General features: G+C 42.7%; 30 protein-coding genes. 28 read left to right on the top strand and 2 right to left on the bottom strand.

The genetic code is table 11. The features are described from left to right. Positions 1–10: 10 nt before the first annotated feature. Entirely contained in the window at positions 11–445 is a 435-nt protein-coding gene (locus V6D44_RS14690) for a helix-turn-helix domain-containing protein (RefSeq protein ID WP_041345303.1), read from the bottom strand. Between the two features lie 266 nt (positions 446–711). On the opposite strand from V6D44_RS14690, the gene V6D44_RS14685 reads away from it, so the two are divergent. The 13 genes from V6D44_RS14685 (at position 712) to V6D44_RS14625 (ending at position 11,428) form a co-directional block, all read left to right on the top strand. Next, entirely contained in the window at positions 712–984 is a 273-nt protein-coding gene (locus V6D44_RS14685) for a helix-turn-helix transcriptional regulator (protein WP_095374955.1), read from the top strand. 68 nt (positions 985–1,052) lie between these two features. Then, a complete protein-coding gene (locus V6D44_RS14680) occupies positions 1,053–1,205 on the top strand; it encodes a hypothetical protein (protein WP_179289453.1) in 153 nt (50 codons plus the stop codon). Positions 1,206–1,297: 92 nt separating this feature from the next. After that, on the top strand, positions 1,298–1,699 hold the full coding sequence (locus V6D44_RS14675; protein WP_326216797.1) for a hypothetical protein: 402 nt from the start codon (positions 1,298–1,300) through the stop codon (positions 1,697–1,699). A 12-nt stretch (positions 1,700–1,711) separates the two neighbouring features. After that, entirely contained in the window at positions 1,712–2,089 is a 378-nt protein-coding gene (locus V6D44_RS14670) for a hypothetical protein (RefSeq protein ID WP_306372543.1), read from the top strand. Then, positions 2,086–3,264, top strand: coding sequence for a DUF2800 domain-containing protein (locus tag V6D44_RS14665; RefSeq protein ID WP_333516653.1), 1,179 nt, complete (start codon positions 2,086–2,088; stop codon positions 3,262–3,264). Before V6D44_RS14670 ends, V6D44_RS14665 begins: the two co-directional genes overlap by 4 nt. A gap of 30 nt (positions 3,265–3,294) precedes the next feature. After that, positions 3,295–3,861: a DUF2815 family protein gene (locus tag V6D44_RS14660; protein ID WP_333516652.1), complete on the top strand. Its 567-nt coding sequence runs from the start codon at positions 3,295–3,297 to the stop codon at positions 3,859–3,861. A gap of 56 nt (positions 3,862–3,917) precedes the next feature. Beyond that, positions 3,918–4,439 (top strand): hypothetical protein, encoded by a 522-nt coding sequence (locus V6D44_RS14655; protein WP_333516651.1) that lies wholly within the window; start codon positions 3,918–3,920, stop codon positions 4,437–4,439. An 18-nt stretch (positions 4,440–4,457) separates the two neighbouring features. Then, the gene (locus V6D44_RS14650) at positions 4,458–6,404 is read left to right on the top strand and encodes a DNA polymerase (protein WP_333516650.1); all 1,947 of its coding nucleotides are present in this window, start codon (positions 4,458–4,460) and stop codon (positions 6,402–6,404) included. Positions 6,405–6,522: 118 nt separating this feature from the next. Further along, positions 6,523–6,705, top strand: a complete 183-nt coding sequence (locus tag V6D44_RS14645) for a hypothetical protein (RefSeq protein ID WP_306372547.1) — start codon at positions 6,523–6,525, stop codon at positions 6,703–6,705. Positions 6,706–6,725: 20 nt separating this feature from the next. Further along, complete coding sequence (locus V6D44_RS14640; RefSeq protein ID WP_333516649.1) at positions 6,726–9,140, top strand: virulence-associated E family protein; 2,415 nt, start codon at positions 6,726–6,728, stop codon at positions 9,138–9,140. A gap of 281 nt (positions 9,141–9,421) precedes the next feature. Then, complete coding sequence (locus tag V6D44_RS14635; RefSeq protein ID WP_213376749.1) at positions 9,422–9,748, top strand: VRR-NUC domain-containing protein; 327 nt, start codon at positions 9,422–9,424, stop codon at positions 9,746–9,748. Continuing rightward, positions 9,696–11,051 carry a DEAD/DEAH box helicase gene (locus V6D44_RS14630; RefSeq protein ID WP_333516648.1) on the top strand — a complete coding sequence of 452 codons (1,356 nt, stop codon included), beginning with the start codon at positions 9,696–9,698 and terminating at the stop codon, positions 11,049–11,051. Before V6D44_RS14635 ends, V6D44_RS14630 begins: the two co-directional genes overlap by 53 nt. Next, positions 11,048–11,428 carry an ArpU family phage packaging/lysis transcriptional regulator gene (locus V6D44_RS14625; protein ID WP_042975080.1) on the top strand — a complete coding sequence of 127 codons (381 nt, stop codon included), beginning with the start codon at positions 11,048–11,050 and terminating at the stop codon, positions 11,426–11,428. The genes V6D44_RS14630 and V6D44_RS14625 overlap by 4 nt, the downstream gene beginning before the upstream one ends. A gap of 428 nt (positions 11,429–11,856) precedes the next feature. Here V6D44_RS14625 and V6D44_RS14620 read toward each other — a convergent pair whose 3' ends face one another. After that, a complete protein-coding gene (locus V6D44_RS14620) occupies positions 11,857–12,081 on the bottom strand; it encodes a hypothetical protein (protein WP_333516647.1) in 225 nt (74 codons plus the stop codon). 475 nt (positions 12,082–12,556) lie between these two features. On the opposite strand from V6D44_RS14620, the gene V6D44_RS14615 reads away from it, so the two are divergent. The 15 genes from V6D44_RS14615 (at position 12,557) to V6D44_RS14545 (ending at position 21,517) form a co-directional block, all read left to right on the top strand. Beyond that, positions 12,557–12,742, top strand: a complete 186-nt coding sequence (locus V6D44_RS14615) for a hypothetical protein (protein ID WP_046160698.1) — start codon at positions 12,557–12,559, stop codon at positions 12,740–12,742. Between the two features lie 233 nt (positions 12,743–12,975). Further along, a complete protein-coding gene (locus V6D44_RS14610) occupies positions 12,976–13,461 on the top strand; it encodes a phage terminase small subunit P27 family (RefSeq protein WP_003237412.1) in 486 nt (161 codons plus the stop codon). Then, complete coding sequence (locus tag V6D44_RS14605; RefSeq protein WP_333516646.1) at positions 13,451–15,184, top strand: terminase large subunit; 1,734 nt, start codon at positions 13,451–13,453, stop codon at positions 15,182–15,184. Before V6D44_RS14610 ends, V6D44_RS14605 begins: the two co-directional genes overlap by 11 nt. Positions 15,185–15,200: 16 nt before the next feature. Next, the gene (locus V6D44_RS14600; RefSeq protein WP_333516645.1) at positions 15,201–15,407 is read left to right on the top strand and encodes a hypothetical protein; all 207 of its coding nucleotides are present in this window, start codon (positions 15,201–15,203) and stop codon (positions 15,405–15,407) included. A gap of 4 nt (positions 15,408–15,411) precedes the next feature. Continuing rightward, a complete protein-coding gene (locus V6D44_RS14595; RefSeq protein ID WP_333516644.1) occupies positions 15,412–16,638 on the top strand; it encodes a phage portal protein in 1,227 nt (408 codons plus the stop codon). After that, positions 16,631–17,227: an HK97 family phage prohead protease gene (locus V6D44_RS14590; protein ID WP_333516643.1), complete on the top strand. Its 597-nt coding sequence runs from the start codon at positions 16,631–16,633 to the stop codon at positions 17,225–17,227. The genes V6D44_RS14595 and V6D44_RS14590 overlap by 8 nt, the downstream gene beginning before the upstream one ends. 48 nt (positions 17,228–17,275) lie before the next feature. Beyond that, on the top strand, positions 17,276–18,478 hold the full coding sequence (locus V6D44_RS14585) for a phage major capsid protein (RefSeq protein ID WP_333516642.1): 1,203 nt from the start codon (positions 17,276–17,278) through the stop codon (positions 18,476–18,478). A gap of 26 nt (positions 18,479–18,504) precedes the next feature. After that, complete coding sequence (locus V6D44_RS14580; RefSeq protein WP_333516641.1) at positions 18,505–18,858, top strand: collagen-like protein; 354 nt, start codon at positions 18,505–18,507, stop codon at positions 18,856–18,858. 53 nt (positions 18,859–18,911) lie between these two features. Next, positions 18,912–19,205: a head-tail connector protein gene (locus V6D44_RS14575; RefSeq protein WP_333516640.1), complete on the top strand. Its 294-nt coding sequence runs from the start codon at positions 18,912–18,914 to the stop codon at positions 19,203–19,205. Continuing rightward, positions 19,195–19,521 (top strand): phage head closure protein, encoded by a 327-nt coding sequence (locus V6D44_RS14570; RefSeq protein WP_032731906.1) that lies wholly within the window; start codon positions 19,195–19,197, stop codon positions 19,519–19,521. The genes V6D44_RS14575 and V6D44_RS14570 overlap by 11 nt, the downstream gene beginning before the upstream one ends. Then, a complete protein-coding gene (locus tag V6D44_RS14565; protein ID WP_333516639.1) occupies positions 19,521–19,913 on the top strand; it encodes an HK97-gp10 family putative phage morphogenesis protein in 393 nt (130 codons plus the stop codon). Before V6D44_RS14570 ends, V6D44_RS14565 begins: the two co-directional genes overlap by 1 nt. After that, positions 19,910–20,329 (top strand): hypothetical protein, encoded by a 420-nt coding sequence (locus tag V6D44_RS14560; RefSeq protein WP_333516638.1) that lies wholly within the window; start codon positions 19,910–19,912, stop codon positions 20,327–20,329. Before V6D44_RS14565 ends, V6D44_RS14560 begins: the two co-directional genes overlap by 4 nt. Continuing rightward, positions 20,322–20,903 (top strand): major tail protein, encoded by a 582-nt coding sequence (locus V6D44_RS14555; protein ID WP_333516637.1) that lies wholly within the window; start codon positions 20,322–20,324, stop codon positions 20,901–20,903. Before V6D44_RS14560 ends, V6D44_RS14555 begins: the two co-directional genes overlap by 8 nt. 57 nt (positions 20,904–20,960) lie before the next feature. Continuing rightward, complete coding sequence (gpG, locus tag V6D44_RS14550; protein ID WP_333516636.1) at positions 20,961–21,323, top strand: phage tail assembly chaperone G; 363 nt, start codon at positions 20,961–20,963, stop codon at positions 21,321–21,323. 47 nt (positions 21,324–21,370) lie between these two features. Further along, the gene (locus V6D44_RS14545; protein ID WP_442893322.1) at positions 21,371–21,517 is read left to right on the top strand and encodes a hypothetical protein; all 147 of its coding nucleotides are present in this window, start codon (positions 21,371–21,373) and stop codon (positions 21,515–21,517) included. Positions 21,518–21,546: the final 29 nt, after the last annotated feature.

The raw sequence follows: 21,546 nt of genomic DNA, 5'->3' as shown, positions 1-21,546 counted from the left end.
ATAAGGCCCCCTATTCTTGATCGTCTTTTCTGTATTTCTTTGGTGTGTATTTCTTATTGATTCTTTGTGTTTGACGAACGATGTGCTCCATTGCTTCCATGAGAGACTCAACGGCTTCGGGACTCATAGGCTCACCAGAGAAGCTTAGTCCGTCCGAGTTCTCTAAGTCCCTTCTTATTTCCTCCATACGCTTTGCAATGTCTTTTTCTTCTTTAGCGTTATATTCTGCAGGCTCTTCTTTTATAAGGTTTTCTTCACCAACAATTGCAGAGACCTGCACACCAAGTGCCCCTGCTACAGATTCCAAAGTGGAAAGGCTTGGGTTGTATCTATCTCTTTCAATATCTGCAAGGTATGAACGAGAAAGATTTGCCTTGTCAGCCAGTTGTACTTGAGTTAACTTCCGTTCCTTCCTAATAGCTTTAATTCTCTGCCCTACAGTCATGATTTTATCTCCTTTACAACACAGTAAGGCCTAAAAAGCTCCCATTGTGTCGCGTGTCGTTTAGTATGACACAATTATAGTACCCAAATGTCGGAAATACAATACTAAAAATGACGGAAATACAAGTATTTTTTAGCAAAATGACGGAAATACAAGCTAAATACTCTCTAAATCTTTAAAATGCTTGAATTTCGTCATATTTCGACTTTTACAAAATGTCGTGAATACCGTACAATTTAGCCATACCTTAACGGGAGGTGATAAACATGCTGGATGGGAAAAAGCTTGGAGCTTTAATCAAGCATAAAAGGAAAGAAAGGCACTTGAAGCAGACAGAAATGGCGAAGGCACTGGGCCTGTCTAGGACTTACCTTTCTGACATCGAAAACGGAAGATATCTGCCGAGCACAAAGACACTTTCCAGAATAGCGATTTTTATAAATCTGGATTTAAATGTGTTAAAAATGACGGAAATACAAGTAGTTAAGGAGGGTGGATATGAAAGAGCTTCCGGCACATGTAGAAGACAAGCTTTATGAGTTTTTTATGAAGCTATCAGTTCCAAGGTTGCTTGAAAAAGAAGCCTTGGAGAAAGGAGGGGGTTCAAATGCAGAGGGAAAAGGCTATTGAACTTGCAGCCTTCTTCGCTGAATTTGAGCAGAAGATGCGAAAAATGAATAAACCCAAAATTGCGGATTTTTCTCACAACCAAATGCTTAAATACTGCAGGGCTTATCTTGTAGCAAGACCTACAGTGTAAAAAAGCCGCCTTTGCCGAGGCGACCCATTGTAAAACAAATAACGCCGCAATTATAACACGCGGACCAAAAATATGAAACCGGAGGTTTTACCATGTCAGCCATTAGCTCAGTTTCTCAAGCGAACGCGTTTTTCCAAGACCTTAACCAGGCAAAGAAAGACCGTTCGGCACTAGCTTCAAGTATTAACGCTCGGACAGCTCGTTTGGTCGCTTTCTTAAGACAGAACGGTCCTGTACTTGTTTACCGTGATGACAAGGCGACGCTAATCGAAGCCGTCAAAAAAGTCTCTACTAAATTCGATAAGGCAAAGCTTGGAAACATCGTAGGCCTGCCAGCGTCAAAGTTAAATCCTATCACGATTGCTGAACTCGTTGAAAAGGGCAAAGTCACTGCGGCCCAGGTCGAAGACTGCCAATACGAGGAAGAGGATTACAAATTAAAAATTCGCAAAGCAAAAAAGAAAGAAATTGCGGCTTTCCGCAATCAAAAATAGGAGGTTGCACTTATGAATATCACTTTAAAAATTGAAGCACCGGAGCTTGCTAAATCGCTCCAAGCATTAGCAGACGCACTTTCTGCCAGCCCTTTATCCGTCAATAAGGCTGCTGAGGTTAAGGTCGAAAAGGAAAAACCTGCAGAGAAAAAGCCGGTTGAAGTTAAAAAGGAGCTTGCGAAGCCTGAAACCGAAGCAAACCAGAAAGCAGCCCAGGGAGACGCGCAGGAAATTGATATTAAAGTCGTTCGCCAAAAGTTGGCTGAAAAATCCCAGGAAGGCAAACAAGCCGAGATAAAGCAGCTATTCGCGAAATACGGCGCTAAAAAGCTGACCGAGGTTCCAAAAGAGCATTACGCGGAATTACTTGAACTGGCGGAGCAGCTATGACGCAGGGGCATGCCGATAGAGCCCACGCGAAGTTATCTGCGTCAGGCTCAAAACGCTGGCTCACCTGTACGCCAAGCGCGCGTTTAGAAGATCAGTTTGAAGAAACGACAAGCGAGTTTGCAGAAGAGGGGACCCTGGCACACGAAGTGTCAGAGGTGCTGCTTCAATATCACACTGGACAAATTTCTAAAGCTACACGGACGCGGCGACTAAACAAGCTAAAAAAGCACGAGCTATATTCTGATTCAATGCTTGAATATGTCACGACCTATTCAGATTTAGTGATTGAAAAATTTAATGCCCTTGAGGCGGACAAAGGCGACGCGACTATCTTACTTGAACAGCGCTTAGATTTCAGCGAGTGGGTTCCTGAAGGATTTGGGACTGGTGACGCTTTGATCATAGCTGATGAAGTTATGGAAGTAATAGACCTGAAATACGGGAAAGGCGTACCCGTGGAAGCAGAAGGAAACACCCAAATGATGCTCTATGCATTAGGGGCTATAAATCAATTTGGCGCTCTTTATGATATTGAATTTGTTCGCATGACTATTGTACAGCCGCGACTAGATAGCGTATCTACATATGAGCTATCAGTATCTGAGCTTATGGCATGGGCCGATGAATTTGTTAAACCCCGGGCGCAAATGGCCTGGAAGGGTGAGGGTGACTTTGAAGCCGGTGAACATTGCAGATTCTGCAGGGCAAAAGCGACCTGTGCGGCAAGGGCTAAGAAAAATCTAGAGTTAGCGCGTTTTGATTTTCAAAAGCCTGAGCTTCTATCAAAGGAGGACCTAGGGGCAATTCTCTACGAAGCAGAAGAGCTCAAAAGGTGGGTTAAGGATGTGCAAGAATATTCCCTTGCACAAGCCGAACACCATGGGGAGAAGATACCGGGCTGGAAACTTGTTGAGGGTAGAAGCAACCGGAAATACGCGGACAAAGACGCAGTGAAAAATACACTCTTGGCCGAAGGTTACGAACCGGAACAAGTGCTTACAAAACCGGAGGTTCTGGGAGTGTCAGCCTTAGAAAAAAGTATAGGCAAAAAAGTTTTTAATGAATTACTGCAAGACCTGGTTATAAAGCCGGCAGGGAAGCCAACACTTGTCCCTGAATCGGACAAACGGCCTGAATTAAATTCAACTGAGTCAGCTATTGCTGATTTCAAATAAAAAAAACTTAAACCAAAGGAGACATGCAAAATGGCAGTTAACAAAAACACAAACACAAAGGTAGTAACAGGAAAGGTTCGCTTTTCATATCTTCATGCTTTTCAACCTCATGCAATCGAGGACGGCCAAGAGCCAAAATACAGCACTGCAATTCTTATCCCGAAAACTGATAAGGACACACTAAGAAAAATCAAGGCCGCAATTGAAGCAGCTAAACAAGCTGGCGCCAGCAAATGGGGAGGTAAAATCCCAGCAAACCTCAAAACACCTTTGCGCGATGGGGATGAAGAAAGATCAGACCAGGAGGAATATGCGGGGTGCTATTTCTTGAATGCCTCAAGCAAGACTAAGCCTGGAATTGTAGATAAACACCTAAATGACATTATTGATTCAGAAGAACTTTACAGTGGTTGCTATGGCCGCGTTTCAATTAACTTCTACGCGTTCAATACAGCCGGAAACAAAGGAATTGCTTGTGGCTTAAATAACATTCAAAAACTTGAGGATGGAGATTACCTGGGCGGTCGCTCACGGGCTCAAGATGACTTTGATGCAGTTGATGACTTTGAAGACGATGGCGAAAGCTTCTTAGATTAAAAGAACTATGAGGGGAGACGAGAGTTTCCCCTTTTTAGTAGATTGGGAGTGAAAACATGTTTAATCCATCAGACTGGTATATCACACCTCAAGAATACGAACGGGCAGCTAAAAACGGTATTGACAAGATACGACTTGAAAGAAGAATACGTTTCTCAGGATGGGATAAAGAAAAGGCCATAACAACACCCGTAAAAAAACGCAAGCCAAAGTCAAAATGGGCTGATGTTGCAGTATCAAACGGGATTCACCGAAACTTATTTTTTGCACGTGTGAATAGGTTGGGCTGGGATGAAGAAAAGGCCGCGACAACCCCAGCAACTGACGTAAGGGAGAACATGAGAAAAGTGCAAAAGCATTCGTCTCGTAATAAACACCATCGCCACTCCCCTGAGTTGATAGCCCTTGCTGAGTCGAACGGCATTAAATACCTGACCTATATTAATCGGGTCAATAACTGCGGAATGGACCCTTACGAAGCTGCAGTTACACCCCTTAGATCACGTCAAGAGGTTGCCCAACTCGGCCGTAAAGCTTTCCAAGAAAAATACGGGGATGTAAACGGGCTATTTTTTTAAAAAAAGGCGGGCTACTAATTGAAAACTTTATCAATTGATATAGAAACATTCTCAAGCGTTGATCTTCTAAAAGCAGGCGTTTACGCGTACACGGAGGTTCCATCTTTTGAAATTCTGCTATTTGCTTATGCTTTCGATGACGACCCTATAAAAATAATTGATCTGGCCCAAGGGGATACGTTACCGCATGAGGTCTTGGTGGCGTTGACAAGTTCGCAGGTAATCAAGACAGCTTATAACGCTAACTTTGAAAGAACGTGTATCGCTAAGCATTTTAATTTAATGTTGCCGCCGGCACAGTGGAGGTGTACAGCTGTCCACGCTACTACTTTAGGGCTTCCTGGGAATCTTGACGGGGTTGCCAAAGCGTTAAAGCTATCGGCACAGAAGGATAAAGCAGGTAAAGCCCTTATTCGTTACTTTTCTGTACCATGTAAACCGACCAAGGCGAATGGGCAAAGGGTTAGGAATCTACCCGAACATGATCCGGAGAAGTGGGGGCAATTCAAAGCCTATTGTATCCAGGATGTTGAAGTGGAACGTGCAATTAAAAATCGTATTTCCAAGTTTGAACCTTTGGAATCTGAACATAAATTATGGGCGTTAGATCAGGAGATAAATGATAGGGGCGTTCGGATAGACGTGGACCTGGTCAAGCATGCAATAGCCTGTGATGAACAATACCAGGCCAGCTTAATGGCAGAGGCTAAGAAGTTGACTGGTCTACCCAATCCCAACAGTACGGCGCAATTAAAAAAATGGCTTGAAGAGAAGGGGCTTGCTGTTTCCAGTCTAGCTAAAGACAAAATAGAGGAACTTATTGAAAACACAAACGATGAAACTGTTCACAGGGTTTTGAGATTAAGGCAAGAAATGGCGAAAACCTCAGTTAAAAAGTATCTGGCAATGGAGAAAGCTCTTTGCCCTGATAATCGTGTTCGCGGCTTACTTCAATTTTACGGGGCCAGCCGTACTGGCAGATGGGCCGGACGTTTGGTTCAAGTTCAGAATTTGCCGCAAAACAAGATAGAGGACCTGGACACAGCCAGGAACTTATTGAAGGGCGGTCACTATGAAGCCATCGAATTGCTATACGGCCAAGTTCCTTTTGTACTGTCTCAGCTTGTTAGAACAGCTTTTATCCCGTCAGAAGGTAATGAGTTTTATGTCTCTGACTTCTCGGCCATCGAGGCCCGTGTAATTGCTTGGCTTGCAGGAGAAGAATGGCGTCTGGAAGTGTTCAACACTCACGGGAAGATTTACGAGGCTTCGGCAGCACAAATGTTCAAAGTTCCGGTTGAGTCAATCACTAAAGGCAGCCCATTAAGACAAAAAGGTAAAGTTGCCGAGTTAGCTTTGGGCTACCAGGGCGGAAAAGGTGCGCTTATTCAGATGGGTGCCCTAAACATGGGCTTAGCAGAGGATGAACTTCCTGAGCTTGTAAAAGCTTGGCGGACAGCAAACAAAAAGATAGTTAAGTTCTGGTATGACGTAGAAGCCGCAGCAATTAAAGCAGTTAAAGAGAGAAAGCCAGTTAAGCTTCAGCACGGCCTAACCTTCTTATATGAATCCGGCATTTTGTTTGTACAGCTACCGTCAGGCAGACGCCTGGCATATGCGAAGCCAAAACTTGAATTGGATGAACGCTTTGGAAAAGAAGCACTTACTTATGAAGGGAAACTTGAGTCTGGTAAGTGGGGGCGGTTGAACACATACGGCGGCAAGCTTGTCGAGAATATCGTTCAGGCAACTGCACGGGATTGTCTGGCTATTACCCTTATACGTTTAGACAATGCTGGCTATAAAACTGTCATGCACGTTCATGATGAAGCTGTCCTGGATGTTCCCCGCGGGAAAAATGAATTGGATAAAGTAGAGGCCATTATGGGAGAGCCTATATCTTGGGCTAAAGGTCTACCTTTGACGGCTGACGGCTTTGTCACAGATTACTATAAAAAAGATTAATAGCAGGGGCTGAGATTATGAGTTTTATAAGAAGTCTAATAGCCGTATTCGGGCTTTTATTCTCAGTGAGGAAAAAGGAAGCCGAATATTGCGAATGGATAGAAAGGGATGGTAAGTGATGGCTATTATTAAAAATTATTCACTTGGGGATTTTGGCTGCATCGGGACCGAAACCGAGTTTATTTTGATCATCAAAAATAAAATTTATGGGCCCTGGGGTAATGAGCGCTTTGAATCAGTTTTAAATACTTTAGAGGGCGTACTTGAAAAGCCTCGAAAATCAGTACCTTTAGCAGAATGAAAAGGGGGGAGTGTCCGGTGATGGAAACAGCTTTAAAAAATCGAGTGCAGCATGACGGGTCTATCACCATAGCAATTGGGCGCAACCGTTGGGATAAGGCTTGGAAAAACAAAGACATGCTATGGTCCGATCTGCTGAAAAAATTATCAACACCAAATTACACGAATGAAACCTATGCAGAATATAAAAAAATGTCCAAGTCACAGCAGGACCAAATAAAAGATGTTGGCGGGTTTGTTGGGGGCTCTTTAAAAGGTGGCCGCCGGAAAACTGATACAGTAGCCTGGCGTCAAATTGTCACCCTCGACGCTGATTTTATAAAAGGCGATCTCTGGGCGTCAGTAGAAATGATGTACGACTTTGCATGTGCAGCCTATTCAACACATAAGCACAGCAAAGAAACGCCACGCTTGAGACTTGTGATTCCGTTAAGGCGGGCCGTTACACCTGATGAATACCAGGCAGTCTCCCGCAAACTAGCAGCTGATATTGGTATTGATTTTTTCGATGATACGACTTATCAGCCTCACCGGTTGATGTACTGGCCGTCAACGTCTAAAGACGGTGAATACGTTTTTAAATTGCAAGATGAAGCCTGGCTTGACCCCGACGAAGTATTAGCCAGCTATGAAGACTGGACCGACCCGTCATATTGGCCGGAATCATCTAGGATTCAAAAGAGCCGGCAAAAGCTTGCGGATAAGCAAGGTGACCCCCATGAGAAAAACGGAATGGTCGGGGCCTTCTGCCGAACATATTCGATTCCGGAAGCAATTGAAACGTTTTTATCTGACGTTTATGAAGAAGCCGGGCCAGGGCGCTTCACTTATAAGGAAGGGTCCACTAATGGCGGTTTAATTCTCTACGATGACGAAAAATTTGCATATTCCCATCATGGAACTGACCCGGTCGGAGGTCTTTTAGTCAATGCTTTTGATTTAGTCAGAATCCATAAGTTTGGCATGCGTGATGAAGAAGCTGACCCAAATACGCCGGTTGTCCGCCTGCCATCATTTATGGCCATGTCCGATTTTGCTTTAAATGATAAAAATGTAAAACGTACAATCGGACAAGAAAAGCTGGCCCAGGCAAGTGAAGAGTTTGGGGTCGTTGAAGATACGGATATGGATTGGTTGGAGCATCTGGACGTAAAGAAAAACGGCGATGTTCTTTCGACGGCCAAAAACATTATCTTGATTCTGCAGAATGACCCCCGGCTTGCTGGGAAAATCGCATGGAATGACTTTTCACATAGGGCTGCCGTTTTGGGTGATCTGCCTTGGCGTAAATTATCGGAGGGAGATTACTGGACGGACAGGGACGATGCCTCTTTAAGAAACTACTTAGAGACAATCTATAAAATTTCCGGACAAGGTAAGGTTCATGATGCCTTAATGGAGGTCCAAGGGAAGAATAAATTTCATCCGGTGCAAGATTATTTAAACGGTTTAGAATGGGACGGGCTGCCCCGGCTCGATACGCTTTTTATTGAATACCTGGGCGCTGAGGACACGGAATATGTCCGGGCAGTTACTCGAAAGATTTTCACTGCAGCCGTTGGACGCGTTCTTAAGCCAGGCGTGAAATTTGATAACGTTCTGGTCATGGTAGGGCCCCAGGGTGTGGGGAAAAGCTTCATCATTAAAAAACTTGGGATGGGTTGGCATTCTGACTCAATTACAACAGTTCAGGGGAAAGAAGCCTATGAACAATTGCAAGGTGCCTGGCTGATAGAGCTGGCCGAATTGTCTGCGACCCGAAAAGCAGAAGCTGAGGCAGTAAAGCACTTTATTTCCAAGCAGGAGGACAGCTATAGGGTTGCATACGGCCGACAAATATCTGTTTTCCCGAGACAGTGCGTTTTCTTTGGTTCTACTAACGATGTGACTTTCTTGAAAGACAGAACAGGGAACCGACGCTTTTGGCCCGTTGTTGTGGCAGCCCAGGAAAGAACAAAAAGCATTTGGAAAGACCTTAACCAATATGAGATTGACCAGATATGGGCTGAGGCCGTTGATTGCTGGCATGAAAAAGAGCCCCTTTATCTCACAGGCGAGTTAGAAGAGGCCGCCAAAGAAGCCCAAGAGCTTCACACCGAAGACAGTGCAAAAGCTGGCCTGATTGAAGAATATTTAAACACTCTTCTTCCCGAAGATTGGGACAAAAAAGACATTAGCGAAAGAAGGAATTTTCTACAAGGTTACGACTTCGATGGAGAGACGAAAGGGACCGTTAAGCGTGAAAGAGTTTGTGCCATGGAGGTGTGGGTTGAACTATTTGGGGGCGACCCTAAGCAAATGACCCCTATTCAGGCTCGTGAGATAAACGATATTTTGCGAAGGCTTCCAGGTTGGGCGCCATACACTGAGAGCCGTGGCAGGATGAAATTTGGCCGTTTGTATGGTGTGCAAAGAGCTTTTGTAAGAGTGAATTAACGGTATCCATACTAATTTATGAAAATCTAAATACGGTATCCATGGTATCCATACTAGTATCCATAATTTAAGAGTATGGATACCGTAATAAATCCAGCAGTATCAAGGGCCCAGCCTATATTGGTATCCATGGTATCCATATTATCTATATAAATATAAAAATAAAAGAATATAGCGTACACACGTAAGAAAATCCCTATAATCTCTTTATTTCATGAACATAGATAGGCTATGGCAATTAAGGCAACTATGGATACCGGTTAAAAGGAGTGAAGGCAGTTTTGAAGGAAAGTCAATTAGAGCGACTTCTCAAACGGGAGGTTGAAAGGTATGGAGGCAAGGCGATGAAATTCGTATCCCCAGGTTTATCTGGGGTGCCTGATAGGCTTGTGCTTTTACCTGGGGGAAGGGCTGTCTTTGCGGAAATGAAAGCGCCGGGAGAAAAGTTGAGGCCCTTACAGGTAAAACGTAAAAAAGATTTGGAAGCATTGGGCTTTGAGGTTCGAGTATTAGATTCTACAGATACAGTAAAAGCTTTTGTTAGGAGGGCATTTCATGGAGTTCAAACCGCATCAATATCAAGAGCACGCAATCAAACACATAATTGACACTGAGGCAGCAGGTCTTTTTCTTGATATGGGAATGGGGAAAACCGTAAGTACATTAACAGCAGTATCGGACCTCCTATATGACTATTTTGATGTATCAAAGGTCTTGGTAATCGCGCCTTTAAGGGTGGCAGAGGATACTTGGTCAAGAGAGACAGAAAAATGGGACCACACTTCCCATTTAAAAGTATCGAAGGTGTTGGGCCCTGAATCATCCAGAATTATGGCCCTAGATACTAAAGCTGACATATACGTTATTAACCGTGAAAATGTTGAATGGCTTGTTAATTTTTATGGCAAAGAATGGCCCTTTGACATGGTGGTGATAGATGAGCTTTCCAGCTTTAAATCATCTAAGGCAAAACGGTTCCGGGCCTTGAAGAAAGTTAGGCCTTTTATAAAAAGAATTGTGGGCCTGACAGGAACACCCGCCCCAAACAGTTTGATTGATTTATGGCCGCAAATGTATTTGTTAGATCAGGGAGAGCGATTGGGTAAAACCGTCACCAGTTATAGAGAGAAATACTTTCAGCCTGATCAAAGAAATAGAACTGTTATATACAGCTGGAAGCTTAGAGAAGGAGCCGAAGAAGCCATTCATAAAAAAGTGTCTGACATTTGCATTAGTATGCAGGCTAGAGACTGGCTTGAACTGCCTGAACGAATAGACAATGTTGTGAAAGTACGAATGCCTGACAAAATTAAAGCGAAATACAAACAACTTGAAAAGGATTTGCTTCTTCCATTTTTAGATGGCGATGTTGTGGCTGATACTGCAGCAGTTCTTTCAAACAAACTATTGCAGCTGGCGAACGGTGCCGTATATGACGAAAGTGGAGAAATTCAAAAACTTCATGATGAAAAACTAAATGCTTTAGAGGACATAGTGGAAGCAGCCAACGGCAAGCCTATTCTTGTCTTTTATTCATACAAGCACGATCTTGAACGCATTCAGCAAAAATTTAAGAAGGCAAAGACGTTAGACAGCAGCAAAGAGATAGCTGACTGGAACAAAGGAAAAATTGAAATGCTTTTAGCACATCCAGCATCTACAGGGCACGGACTAAATTTACAGGATGGAGGCCATATCATTGTATGGTTTGGGATGACTTGGAGTCTTGAACTGTATCAGCAAGCAAATGCAAGACTTGACCGTCAAGGGCAAAAACATAGTGTAATCGTGAACCATCTTGTCACAGAGGGCACTGTGGATGAAGATGTTATGCGGGCTTTAGAGGGTAAAGCCGTCGGGCAAAATGCTTTAATGGAGGCAGTCAAAGCAAGATTGGAGAAATTAACATGACAGCAGAACAGCTTTCATTTATGAGTCCAGTGGATGCAAGAGCCGTAAGAAAAATAGTCATCAAAGAGCTAAAAGATTATAGAGCCTTAAAAGTACAAATTGAAAACAAGAGAGAATGCGAAAGCGCGGGCATGAGTCTCTTTCCTTCTCTTAGGGATTCGCATAATATCAATGAGCTAAAGGTGAAGCAGATGGAACGGGCGTTACAAAATAGCCTGGATGACTTAGAACGTTTAATCATTGAGAAGAAGTATCTTACGGCATCTGCAGTAAAGGACATAAGTATATACATGGATTTAGGTATCAAGAAAAACACTTATTATGAACTGAAAAAAAGGGCGATATACCGCCTTGCTACAGCACTTGGGATTATCTGAGTGCTTTTTCTTTTGGACAAAAAACGGACTTTTAAGGATACAAAAAGGGGCCCAAAAAAGGAGACTATTTATGTTTGAAATACCGATAAACTTTTCTTATCAACTTCGTGGGAGTGTGGATTTTCAAACTTATCAAGAACAACTTCATAGCACGGGAAAAGCGCCTATCCCTTATCAAGGCGAATTCGGATACTCAAATTAAAGCGTTGAGGAATGAGTGATCATTCTGAGCTGGATCGCGCTAGTCTTGCGACTTTGGTATCGGGAGATATTTTTTGTAAACTGCTTCCGGTAAATCTCAGGGAGGACTATTGGCGGTTAACGGCTTGAGTACGGCGGCAGTTTAGAAAGAATATATAGGAGGGGTAGAATTAATAAAAAAAGAAACCATCTACACATTAAAGTATAGATGGCACGATCATATCTGTTTAATATTTTAATTTGCTTTTGATTTCTTCGGGAAGAAGCGTTACTAGTTGGGACCCTCGATCTCTATGCAAAATAAAAGCTAATGCATAATATTTTGCATATGCGTCAGCTATATCGTTTGGATTAGAGACACCATATTTTTCTACGTGTAATTGGGTTAATTCTACAGCGACATCATATTGATTACGCTGAATTGGACTCGGTTTAGTAGATATATCTGCCATATTTATCACCTCCTGGTTAAATTATATCGTATTTGGGAATTGAAGTGTTATATTTTTCTAGTTGATAAAAGGAAAGGAAGTGATAGTCCTGCCGTTAAAAAGATGTAACGCACCAGCCTGCCGCAACTATGTGGACTGGACACAACGCTATTGTGAGAAGCACGAGGGCTATGCTGACAAGCAATACAACAAAGATGTGAGGTACAACAGGGAGAACAATGAACTCTATTCTTACTACCATTCGAGAGAGTGGAAACTTCTTCGAGAACAGAAGCTAAGAGAAAGTAACTATCATTGTGCCGTCTGCGCCTCACAGGGACGTTTAAATAAGTCTAATAGGTTAGTAGTCCATCATAAGTTTAAAGAGCTTAGAGACGTTTTAAACGATGATCAGGCACGTACTGATTTAAATAATCTTGAGGTGTTATGTCAGTATCATCATAACCAAGTCACGTTTGGGAAAGGAGAATAACAAATGGGATATGCTTCAAGACCAACCATTAGAGCACCAAAGGTTCCTAAAAAAGAGCCTATGAATCCAAATAAATTTGCAGGTCTTATGCGGTGTGGCGTACTTACAGTAAACGAAGTTAGAGAGTATCATGGTCTTTCCCCAATTGTGGGTGGAGAATCAAAAATTTTTAACGGGAAAATGAATTAAGTCCCCCCGAACTTTAACCGGGTACCAAAAAATTTTTCCTGGGCATCGGCGCCCCCTCAACTTTGTAAAAAATGTTGAAATGAAATTTTGAGATTTACTATTTTAGCCGGATTTTGAATACTGGAATATTACGCGCGATCCCTTATCTCGTATGAGTTGATCGGCGTTTTTGTCGTTCGCTGATTTTACCGAAATTTATGTGATGTATTTTGGACGAAAGGTGGTGGTTTTGATTGGCGAGACGAAAACAATTAACGGAAACGTTAAAAGGACAAATTACCAACGAAGAGCGGGAAGAGCGTCTGCAGCAGGAAGAAAAACTGAAAGATTTTTCGCCCTTGCAAGAAAAGCCACCATACTGGCTGTCCACTATGGCGAAGAATGAATGGCGGCGTATCTACCCGCACATTATCAATTTGCCAATCTCTGAATTAGATTCGACATTGCTTGCGATCTATTGCAACAGCTATGCACAGTATCGGGAAGCAATGGCCGATATAGCCAAAGACGGCCAAGTCATGTTTGAAAAAAACAGCCGGGGTGAGACGGTAAAAAAGAAAAATCCATCTGTGGATATAATGAACAGCATGTCTAAAGAGATCCGGGGCATTGCCGGCCAGCTTGGTCTGTCTCTGGATTCACGTCTGCGAATCGTCGGCCTCGACAGCGACAGCGAGGAACATGATGAGTTTGGAGCAATGGCGATAGATGACGATTGAAAATCTTGACCCCGGCACGCTTTATGCGAAAAAGGTTGTCAGCGGAGAAATAACGGCATGCAAGAAAGTCATAAAAGCTTGTCAGCGTCACCTGAGAGATTTGGAAAGAGCAGCTGACCCGTCTTATGAATATGAATACAGACCAGAAAAGGCAAAAAAGGTCATTAAGTTTCTTGAGATGCTGCCAGATATATCAACGGGAAAGCCCACAAAACTGGCTTTGTTTCAAAAGTTCATTGTGTACATGCTCTATGCTTGGAGGAATAAAGAGACCGGCTTCCGACGATTCACCAAAGCGTATATAAGCATGGCGAGAAAGGGTGGTAAATCTGTACTCGTTGCGGGTCTATCACTGTATGAGCTGATTTACGGCGAAGCGCCTAAGTTTGACAGGCAAATTTATGCAACAGCTAATTCAAGAGGCCAAGCGAAAACCGTCTTTAAAATGATCTCGATGCAGCTTAAGAAGATACGAAGTAAATCGAAATTCATGAGAAAATGGACAAAGCTCATACAAAATGAAATTCGGTACCTGAAAGATGATTGTGTGATTATGCCTTTATCAAGGGATACCGATAACTTGGACAGCTTGAATGTTCTTATTGGAATTCTCGACGAGTACCACACGGCGTCCAACACAAAAATGATGGAAGTCCTGGAGTCTTCCCAAGGTCAGCAGGACCAGGGCCTTATCTTAATCATCAGTACTGCTGGCTTTAAGCTGAACGGTCCCATGTATTCGCAGGAGTATCCTTATGTTGATGATATTCTCAGTGGCCGTAAGGAAAATGAAAACTATTTTGCAATTGTCTACGAACAAGATGACGAAGAGGAAATTTACGACGAAAGCACTTGGATAAAAAGCAATCCATTGCTTGAGGTGGAGGGTCTACAAAAGAAAATCTTGAAAAACCTCCGCAAGAAATTGAAAGAGGCCCTTGATAAAGATGATCTAAACGGTACACTCGTAAAAAACTTTAATATATGGCAGTCTGCTTCCTCTGAAAGTTTTATCAACGGGAACGATTGGAAAAAGCGCGGTGTGGATGCTGCGCCTGACATTACAGGGAAGCCGGTTTACATAGGGATTGACTTATCACGAACTGATGATTTATCAGCCCTTGGCTTCATTTATCCGTTAGAGGATGAACAAGAGACATTTTATGTGGACAGTCACTCGTTTGTTGGAACAAAAGGCGGACTGGATAATAAAATTGAGCGTGACAAACTGGACTATCGCACTCTTGCGAAAGCCGGATACTGTACAATTACTGACAAAAAATCTGGGATCATTAATCTGCAGCAGGTTGTGGATTATATGATTAATCATATTAAAGAATTTGATTTACAAGTAAAAGGAATCTTCTTTGACCCTTACAATATCTCTTTATTCTTAAATGAAATTGAGAAATACGGCTATGAGGATGTGCTGATTGAAGTCCGACAAGGTCCTCGCACATTATCTGAACCAACAAAAGATTTTCGTTTGAATGTATTCGACGGGAAAATCATACACAGTAAGAATCCATTACTTGATACGGCGATGCACAATGCAATGCTGAAAAAAGTGAATGATACGATTCAGATTGACAAAGCGCTATACAGGGAAAAGATTGACCCTGCAGCGGCAATGATGAACGCACACACGGGCGCTATGTACCATTACAAACAAGAGGAATTTGATTGGAACTCTTATTATGAAAGCGAAGAATTTACTCTTTAGGGAAGGAGGGGGAGCCATGAAAATCGGAAAAATAAATACATTTTTGTTGGGAGTATGTCAGTTTATTCAGTTGAACTTGCATACTCTTTTATTTTTAGCGGGGCTGTTTGTTATCGACTATGGGGTTTTCTATCTTCACCCTGTAGCCGGCTTTATTGTGACAGGTCTTTTTCTCGTTCTTATTGCCTTCTTGCTGAATCCAAAAGAAGAGGAAGGGGGGTGATTAAGTGGCATTCTTTCGATCATTAGATAAGCAGAGCCCAGGGGCCCGAGAGTTCAATGAAATCATTCTTGGCTTGGACGGGCTATCTTACACGTCTGTCAGTGCGATCAAAAATAGCGACGTGTTCACGGCGGTTCTTACTCTTTCCTCTGATATTGCAGCATCGCCAATTATGGTTCACCAAAGTGGTGTTGAGGAAAAGGATTCCGATCTGTTCAGGTTACTGAATGAGAAGCCCAATGATTATTATTCGGGTTACTTTTTTAAATTCATTCTTGTGGCCAACGCTCTAATGAATGGCCAGTCTTATGCGGAAATAGTCCGGGACAAAGAGGGAACACCATTAGAGCTTATTCATTTATTGAATAGTGAAGTCTATGCTGAGCAGCTACAGGACCGAAATGAAATACTGTATAGGTATTATCCGTCTGGCGGCAAAGAAAGAGTCTTGAAGCCGGAAAATGTACTGCACATTAAATTTTTCAGCGTGGACGGAATAACGGGTATGAGTCCTCTTTCTAGCCTTAAGCATGAGATTGAAAGCCAGGAGGCTGGGAAGCGCCTTGTTACAGACTTTTTCAGAAGAGGCGTCAACTTAAGCGGTATTGTAAACATGAAAAAAGGTCATTTGTCTCCTGAGGCAAAGGACAAAATCCGTAATGAATTTGAAAAAGCAAACTCTGGCATAAAGAATCAACAGCGGGTTGTTGTGCTCGATGAAAACATGGAGTTTAGCCAGTTAGAAATCAATACGAAAGTGCTTGAGATCGTGAATAACTACACGCATTCAACGAAACAGATAGCCAAAGTGTTCGGGCTGCCGGCGCACAAGCTGGGCATTGAGCAAGTCAACACGTCACTTGAACAAGCTAACTTGGACTATCTGACAAATACACTATCCAACTATTTTGCGGCCATCGCCTCAGAGCTTAATTTCAAAATGTTGCCGTATCCTTTAAACCTGCAACGGAAATTTCAATTCGATACGCGGAGGTTTAGGGAAACGGACGCAAAAACGAAGCGTGAAAATGTCATTGCCTTGCTACAAAACGGCATTTTCTCTCTCAACAATGCGCTGGCTGAGTATGGTTACGAGCCAATACCAAATGGGGACAAGCGTTACATGAGTTTGAACTATGTGAACATTGATTCAATGGACGAGATTCAGAAAGCAAAAGCAAAGAGCCTGCCGATCTCGTCAGCAGGTGAAGGAGGTGAGGGGAATGTCTAAGGAAGTAGAGATTAGAACGTGGCAGGAAGGGGCCTTAAAAGCTCATTCAGACGATAACGGCCCAAAAGTAATTAGCGGTTATGCTTTAAAATTCGGCACCCGCAGCCACAATTTGGGCGGTTTTATTGAAATGATTGATAAAAGGGCTCTGGATCAGACAGACATGAGCGATGTGCGGGCATTAATTGATCATGACCCGTCCAAGATTCTCGGGCGTACGTCTGCCGGCACGCTTAAGCTTGAAGTTGATGACATCGGCTTAAGATTCGACGTTACTTTACCGAATACGCAGTACGCAACAGATTTATACGAAAATCTGCGGGTTGGTAATATCTCAAATTGTTCTTTCGGCTTCATGCTGGGGAAGGATGGGGATAGTTTTACTCGTGACCAGGAAACCGGCCTGCCGTTGCGGAGCTTGAGAAACATTTCAAAGCTTACAGATGTGTCAGTCGTTACTTATCCGGCTTATGAAGACACTGACGTAACAATTGCCAAACGGAATTTACAGCAGTATGAGGAAAGAAACCGGAATCCGGAAAAAGAAAAGCTGCTGCTACAGCTGGATTTATTAAAAATGGGATTGTAAAAGCACTCGAAAATCGGGTGCTTATTTTATTTGAAAAGGAGCAAACACATGTTAACTGAAAAAATTAAGGAACTACGATCACAGATTACAAAAAAACAAACGGCCATTAATACAAAAATCACAGATGCCCAAAAACGAGCAGAGGAAGACAAGCTGGATGAAGCTACAGCTCTGAAAGGTGAAATTACCTCCTTGAAAGAAGAACTTGACGGCCTGCAGAAAAAGCTTGCGGAGTATGAAGAGTTAGCGGGGCTTAAGCCGGAAAATCCTGCACCGGCTGGTGGTAATGAAGACGATGATGAAAAAAGATCAATGCATGGAGCTAGCTTCCGTACAATTATTAAACCTGGGAAGACAGAAGAAGTAAGAGCCTTTGAAGAGTTTCTGCGTTCAAAAGGGGAAAAGCGCGACGGGCTGAAATCTGATGGTGCAGAAGTGCTAATTCCAATTGATGTAATCACTAAGCCACAACAGGAACTGGAAGACGTTGTTGACCTTGGCACAATGGTAAATAACGTTTCTGTTACAACTTCATCTGGTACTTATCCAGTTCTGGAGAACGCTAGCACTCAACTAAACTCTGTGGAAGAACTAGAGAAAAATCCAGAGTTAGCGAAACCAAAATTTAAGAAGGTGGAGTGGAAGGTTGTAACATACCGCGGTCAATTGCCAATTTCTCAGGAGGCCATTGACGATTCAGGCGTTGACTTAACGGCCCTTGTAGCAAATTATTTGCAACAGATTGAACGCAATACACGAAATTCTAGAATTGCTGCAGTTCTACGCACATTCACAACGATGACAGTATCAGGAACTGACGAGCTTAAAAAGATTTTCAATGTGTATTTAAAACAGGCTTATAAGCGTGATATTGTCGCAACTTCTTCGGCGTTTCAATTCTTAGATACGCTCAAAGATAAAAACGGGCAATACATTTTACAGCAAAATATTTCATCCCCATCTGGAAAAGTATTGTTTGGAAGACCGAACACAGTTGTAGATGATCCTGTCTTAGGTGAAAAAGATGGCGACGCGGTTATGTTTATTGGAGATTTAAAACGTGCTGTTCTTTTTGCGAACCGATTAAAAGCCACAGCAAAATGGGTGGAAAATGACCTTTATGGACAGGTCCTTTCTCTGGCGATTCGTTTCGACGTGAAGAAAGCTGATGATAAAGCTGGCTATTATGTCACTATCAATCAACCGACACCTAGCACAGAAGATCAGTCAGCGGTAGACGTGGGCCAATAAAAAATAATTGAAAAGGATGATTAAAAATGGAGAAAGAATTTCTAAATAAAAGCGGAAACGTTTGGACAGCATCGGAAATGGACACGGACGGTAAACCGACAACACGGGTTTACCTTGGCGGAAACAGTGAAGAAAATCCTTTGTACATTAAGGGGTTGCGAGGAGAAACCGGACCGGCCGGACCAAAGGGTGAAAAAGGCGACCCGGCAGTTATTGAAAAGGGAAGTATCACGTATGAAATGTTGGCCGACGGCTCAGTTAGAAGTAATCACATCGGAAAGGGCAGCGTGAAATTGGATAACCTGAACAGTGAAGTAAAGTCACTACTTGACGGTATGCAAAAACAAATTGATGAATTGAAAGGAACACCAACAGAATAATGCATAATGGGGCGCATACCGGCGTCCCTTTTTGTTTGTAAAGGAGTGTTGGAATGACGCTTGAAGAATTAAAGCTTGCGATGCGTATAGATCACAATTTTGATGATGGGTTTATCCAGCAGCTGAAAGATGCTGCGGAAGAATATATAAAAGATGCCGTAACGCTTTCGCCAAACAGGGATGCTTTCTTTCAAAACAACTCTAAGTTTGATACGGCTGTCATGTTTCTGGTAGGTGCCTGGTATGAACAGCGCGTATCCTCAATGGACAAAGCATTGCAAGAAATACCTTTCGGCGTAACAAACTTTATTCAGCAATTCAGAGGGGCGTATACAGATGGAATTTAGCCGACTCAATACACGCATCACTTTTGTTACACGAAAGAATGGGAAGGATCCAGAAACTAGGGAGAATATTGTGGTAAATGAGCCCTTATTTTCTTGCTGGGCTGAGATAAGAGAACAGAAGTTAAGGGAAAAGCTCACGACAGCTGGCACCTTCTTAGAGAACAGCATTACGTTCATTATTCGCTATCAGCAAGTTAAGAAGGCGACCAATAACATGCACGTTCTTCATGATGATGAGCTTTACGAAATAAAAGATATTCTCCCAAACTCTCAGGATAAAAACCTGATCAATGTTTTTGCGGAGAAGGTGAGCTGATGGCCCGACAAGATGACGGTATCAGCGGTATAGAAAAAGAGCTTGATAAACTTGCAAGAAAAAATACCAGGGCTGCCAAAACAGCCGTGCAGGCAGGCGCTCAGGTTTTTGCTGAGGCTCTGGAACGTAATACGCCCCGAGGCAGAGAAAGCGACCACGACCCCCACAAAGTACACATGAAAGATAATGTGGTGTACACAAAGGCGAAGGAAGACGGGGAGATATATGCAAGTGTGGGTTATGGGAAAGAAACAGCATCCCGCCTACACTTCTCTAACTTTGGAACGATCAAGCAGCCCCCGCAGCATTTCATTGAGAGGACATCAAACGAGATGGAGCAGACGGTTTTACAGATCGTGCAGCAAGTTTACATGAGGGAGCTGGGACTATGATGCTTCCCATTCAGGAAGTTGAAAAGCTTTTAAGTGAAAACGAAACCCTTACTTCTCTTGTGGACATTGACCGGATATTCCTGGTCTTTGTTCCGGAAGAAGACCGAGATATAGAAAAGGCCCCAATGATTCGCATTAACGAGCTTGAGAGTCACAGAAAAGACTATGCGGATGATAGGGCCCTAACATTTGAGGTTGATATTCAAATAGATTTATGGACCAAAACAATAAAGGACGCCCAGGCTATTCAGCCTGTGATTGATCAGATCATGGCAGAGAACGACTACAAGCAATATGCGTCAGCCTTTGACCGTGACCCAGATATTGCTCTGTACCGGTACGCCCGGAGATACAGGGCCACGAAATTAATTGATATACAAAAAATAAACATGGAAAAGGATGATATGAATGGCTAAGACGGGGCTAAGTGGCATTAAATATGCCGAACTTGTTGATGAAAAAGCCTCTGGGATCGTAGATATGCCAGGGGCAATTGAAGCCAAGTTAGATGTTTCTTCTGAATTAACACCTCTTTATGCGGATGACGGCATTTATGCGGTAAAGAGTTCAGGAGTTAGTGAAACAAAACTCGAATTAAATGTCGCAGACCTTACCACAGAAATGAAAAGAACTCTTTTAGGTGTGCCGGTTGTTGATGGCATTGAGGAGTACCATAAGGATATGGAGCCTCCTTACGTGTGCATCACATGGCGGCAGAAACACCATGAAAAAGGCTATGTGTACTATGCCCTGTTAAAAGGTAAATTTGGAATCCCTTCAGTGGAAGGAAAAACGAAAGAAGATAAAGTGGACTATCAAACAGATGCAATCGAAGGACAATTCTTGCCGCGTAAATCGGACGGACTTGTGTTCCTAATTGGTTATGATCAGAACGATGGGTTCACATTAGAAAAGTTCTATCAACGTGCTTACGGGGTGCTTCCAGATGGAATGACAACAGAAGAAGTGAGCGCAGATTTAGGAAAATAAAACCGGCAGCCTGACAGAGGCTGCTTTTTCTATAAAAATTAAAAGGTGGGTTTTACAATGGTTAAAGCAGTTTTGAGAGATTATGCCCTTGCTGAATTAGATGAAAACGGAGAAATTTTATCTGTCCCAGAAAAAACATTTGTTCAGCCACTTGTTACAGCAAGATATACGTATAGAGCTTTAGAAATACATGCAAAGGCAATGGATGAAGAATCTGGCATGACAGAGCATGATGTGATGGATGACATGATGACTCTTGTTTTAGACATATTCCAAAATCAATTTACCTTTGATGATATTTTAGACGGTGTCCAATCTGATGATTTATTTGACTGGCTCAGAGATATTATTGATCAGGTTATGGTTAAAGATAAAAAAAAGGCTCAATTGAAGAAGAAGGCCGAGAAAGCTCAAAAATAACAGGGAAGCCAATGACCTACAGGGACTACCTTAACAGGATGAAGCAAATGTATCTTGACTTGATGGAAAATGGTTACAAGCTTCATGAAATAGATGATATGGATATACAACGATTCTTTGATCTTGCAGCTTACAAGCATGAGGAAGAGAACAAATTGGTCCCGGCTTATCAAATATTCGGTGCAACTTTGTAGAAGGGTGTCTGTAAAGGCGCTCTTTTTGT

It is taken from the genome of Bacillus sp. 0209A, assembly GCF_036765095.1.
GTDB classification, from domain to species: domain Bacteria; phylum Bacillota; class Bacilli; order Bacillales; family Bacillaceae; genus Bacillus; species Bacillus subtilis_G.
Note: the sequence above shows the minus strand (reverse complement) of the source record. Positions and strands in the feature narration are given on the sequence as shown.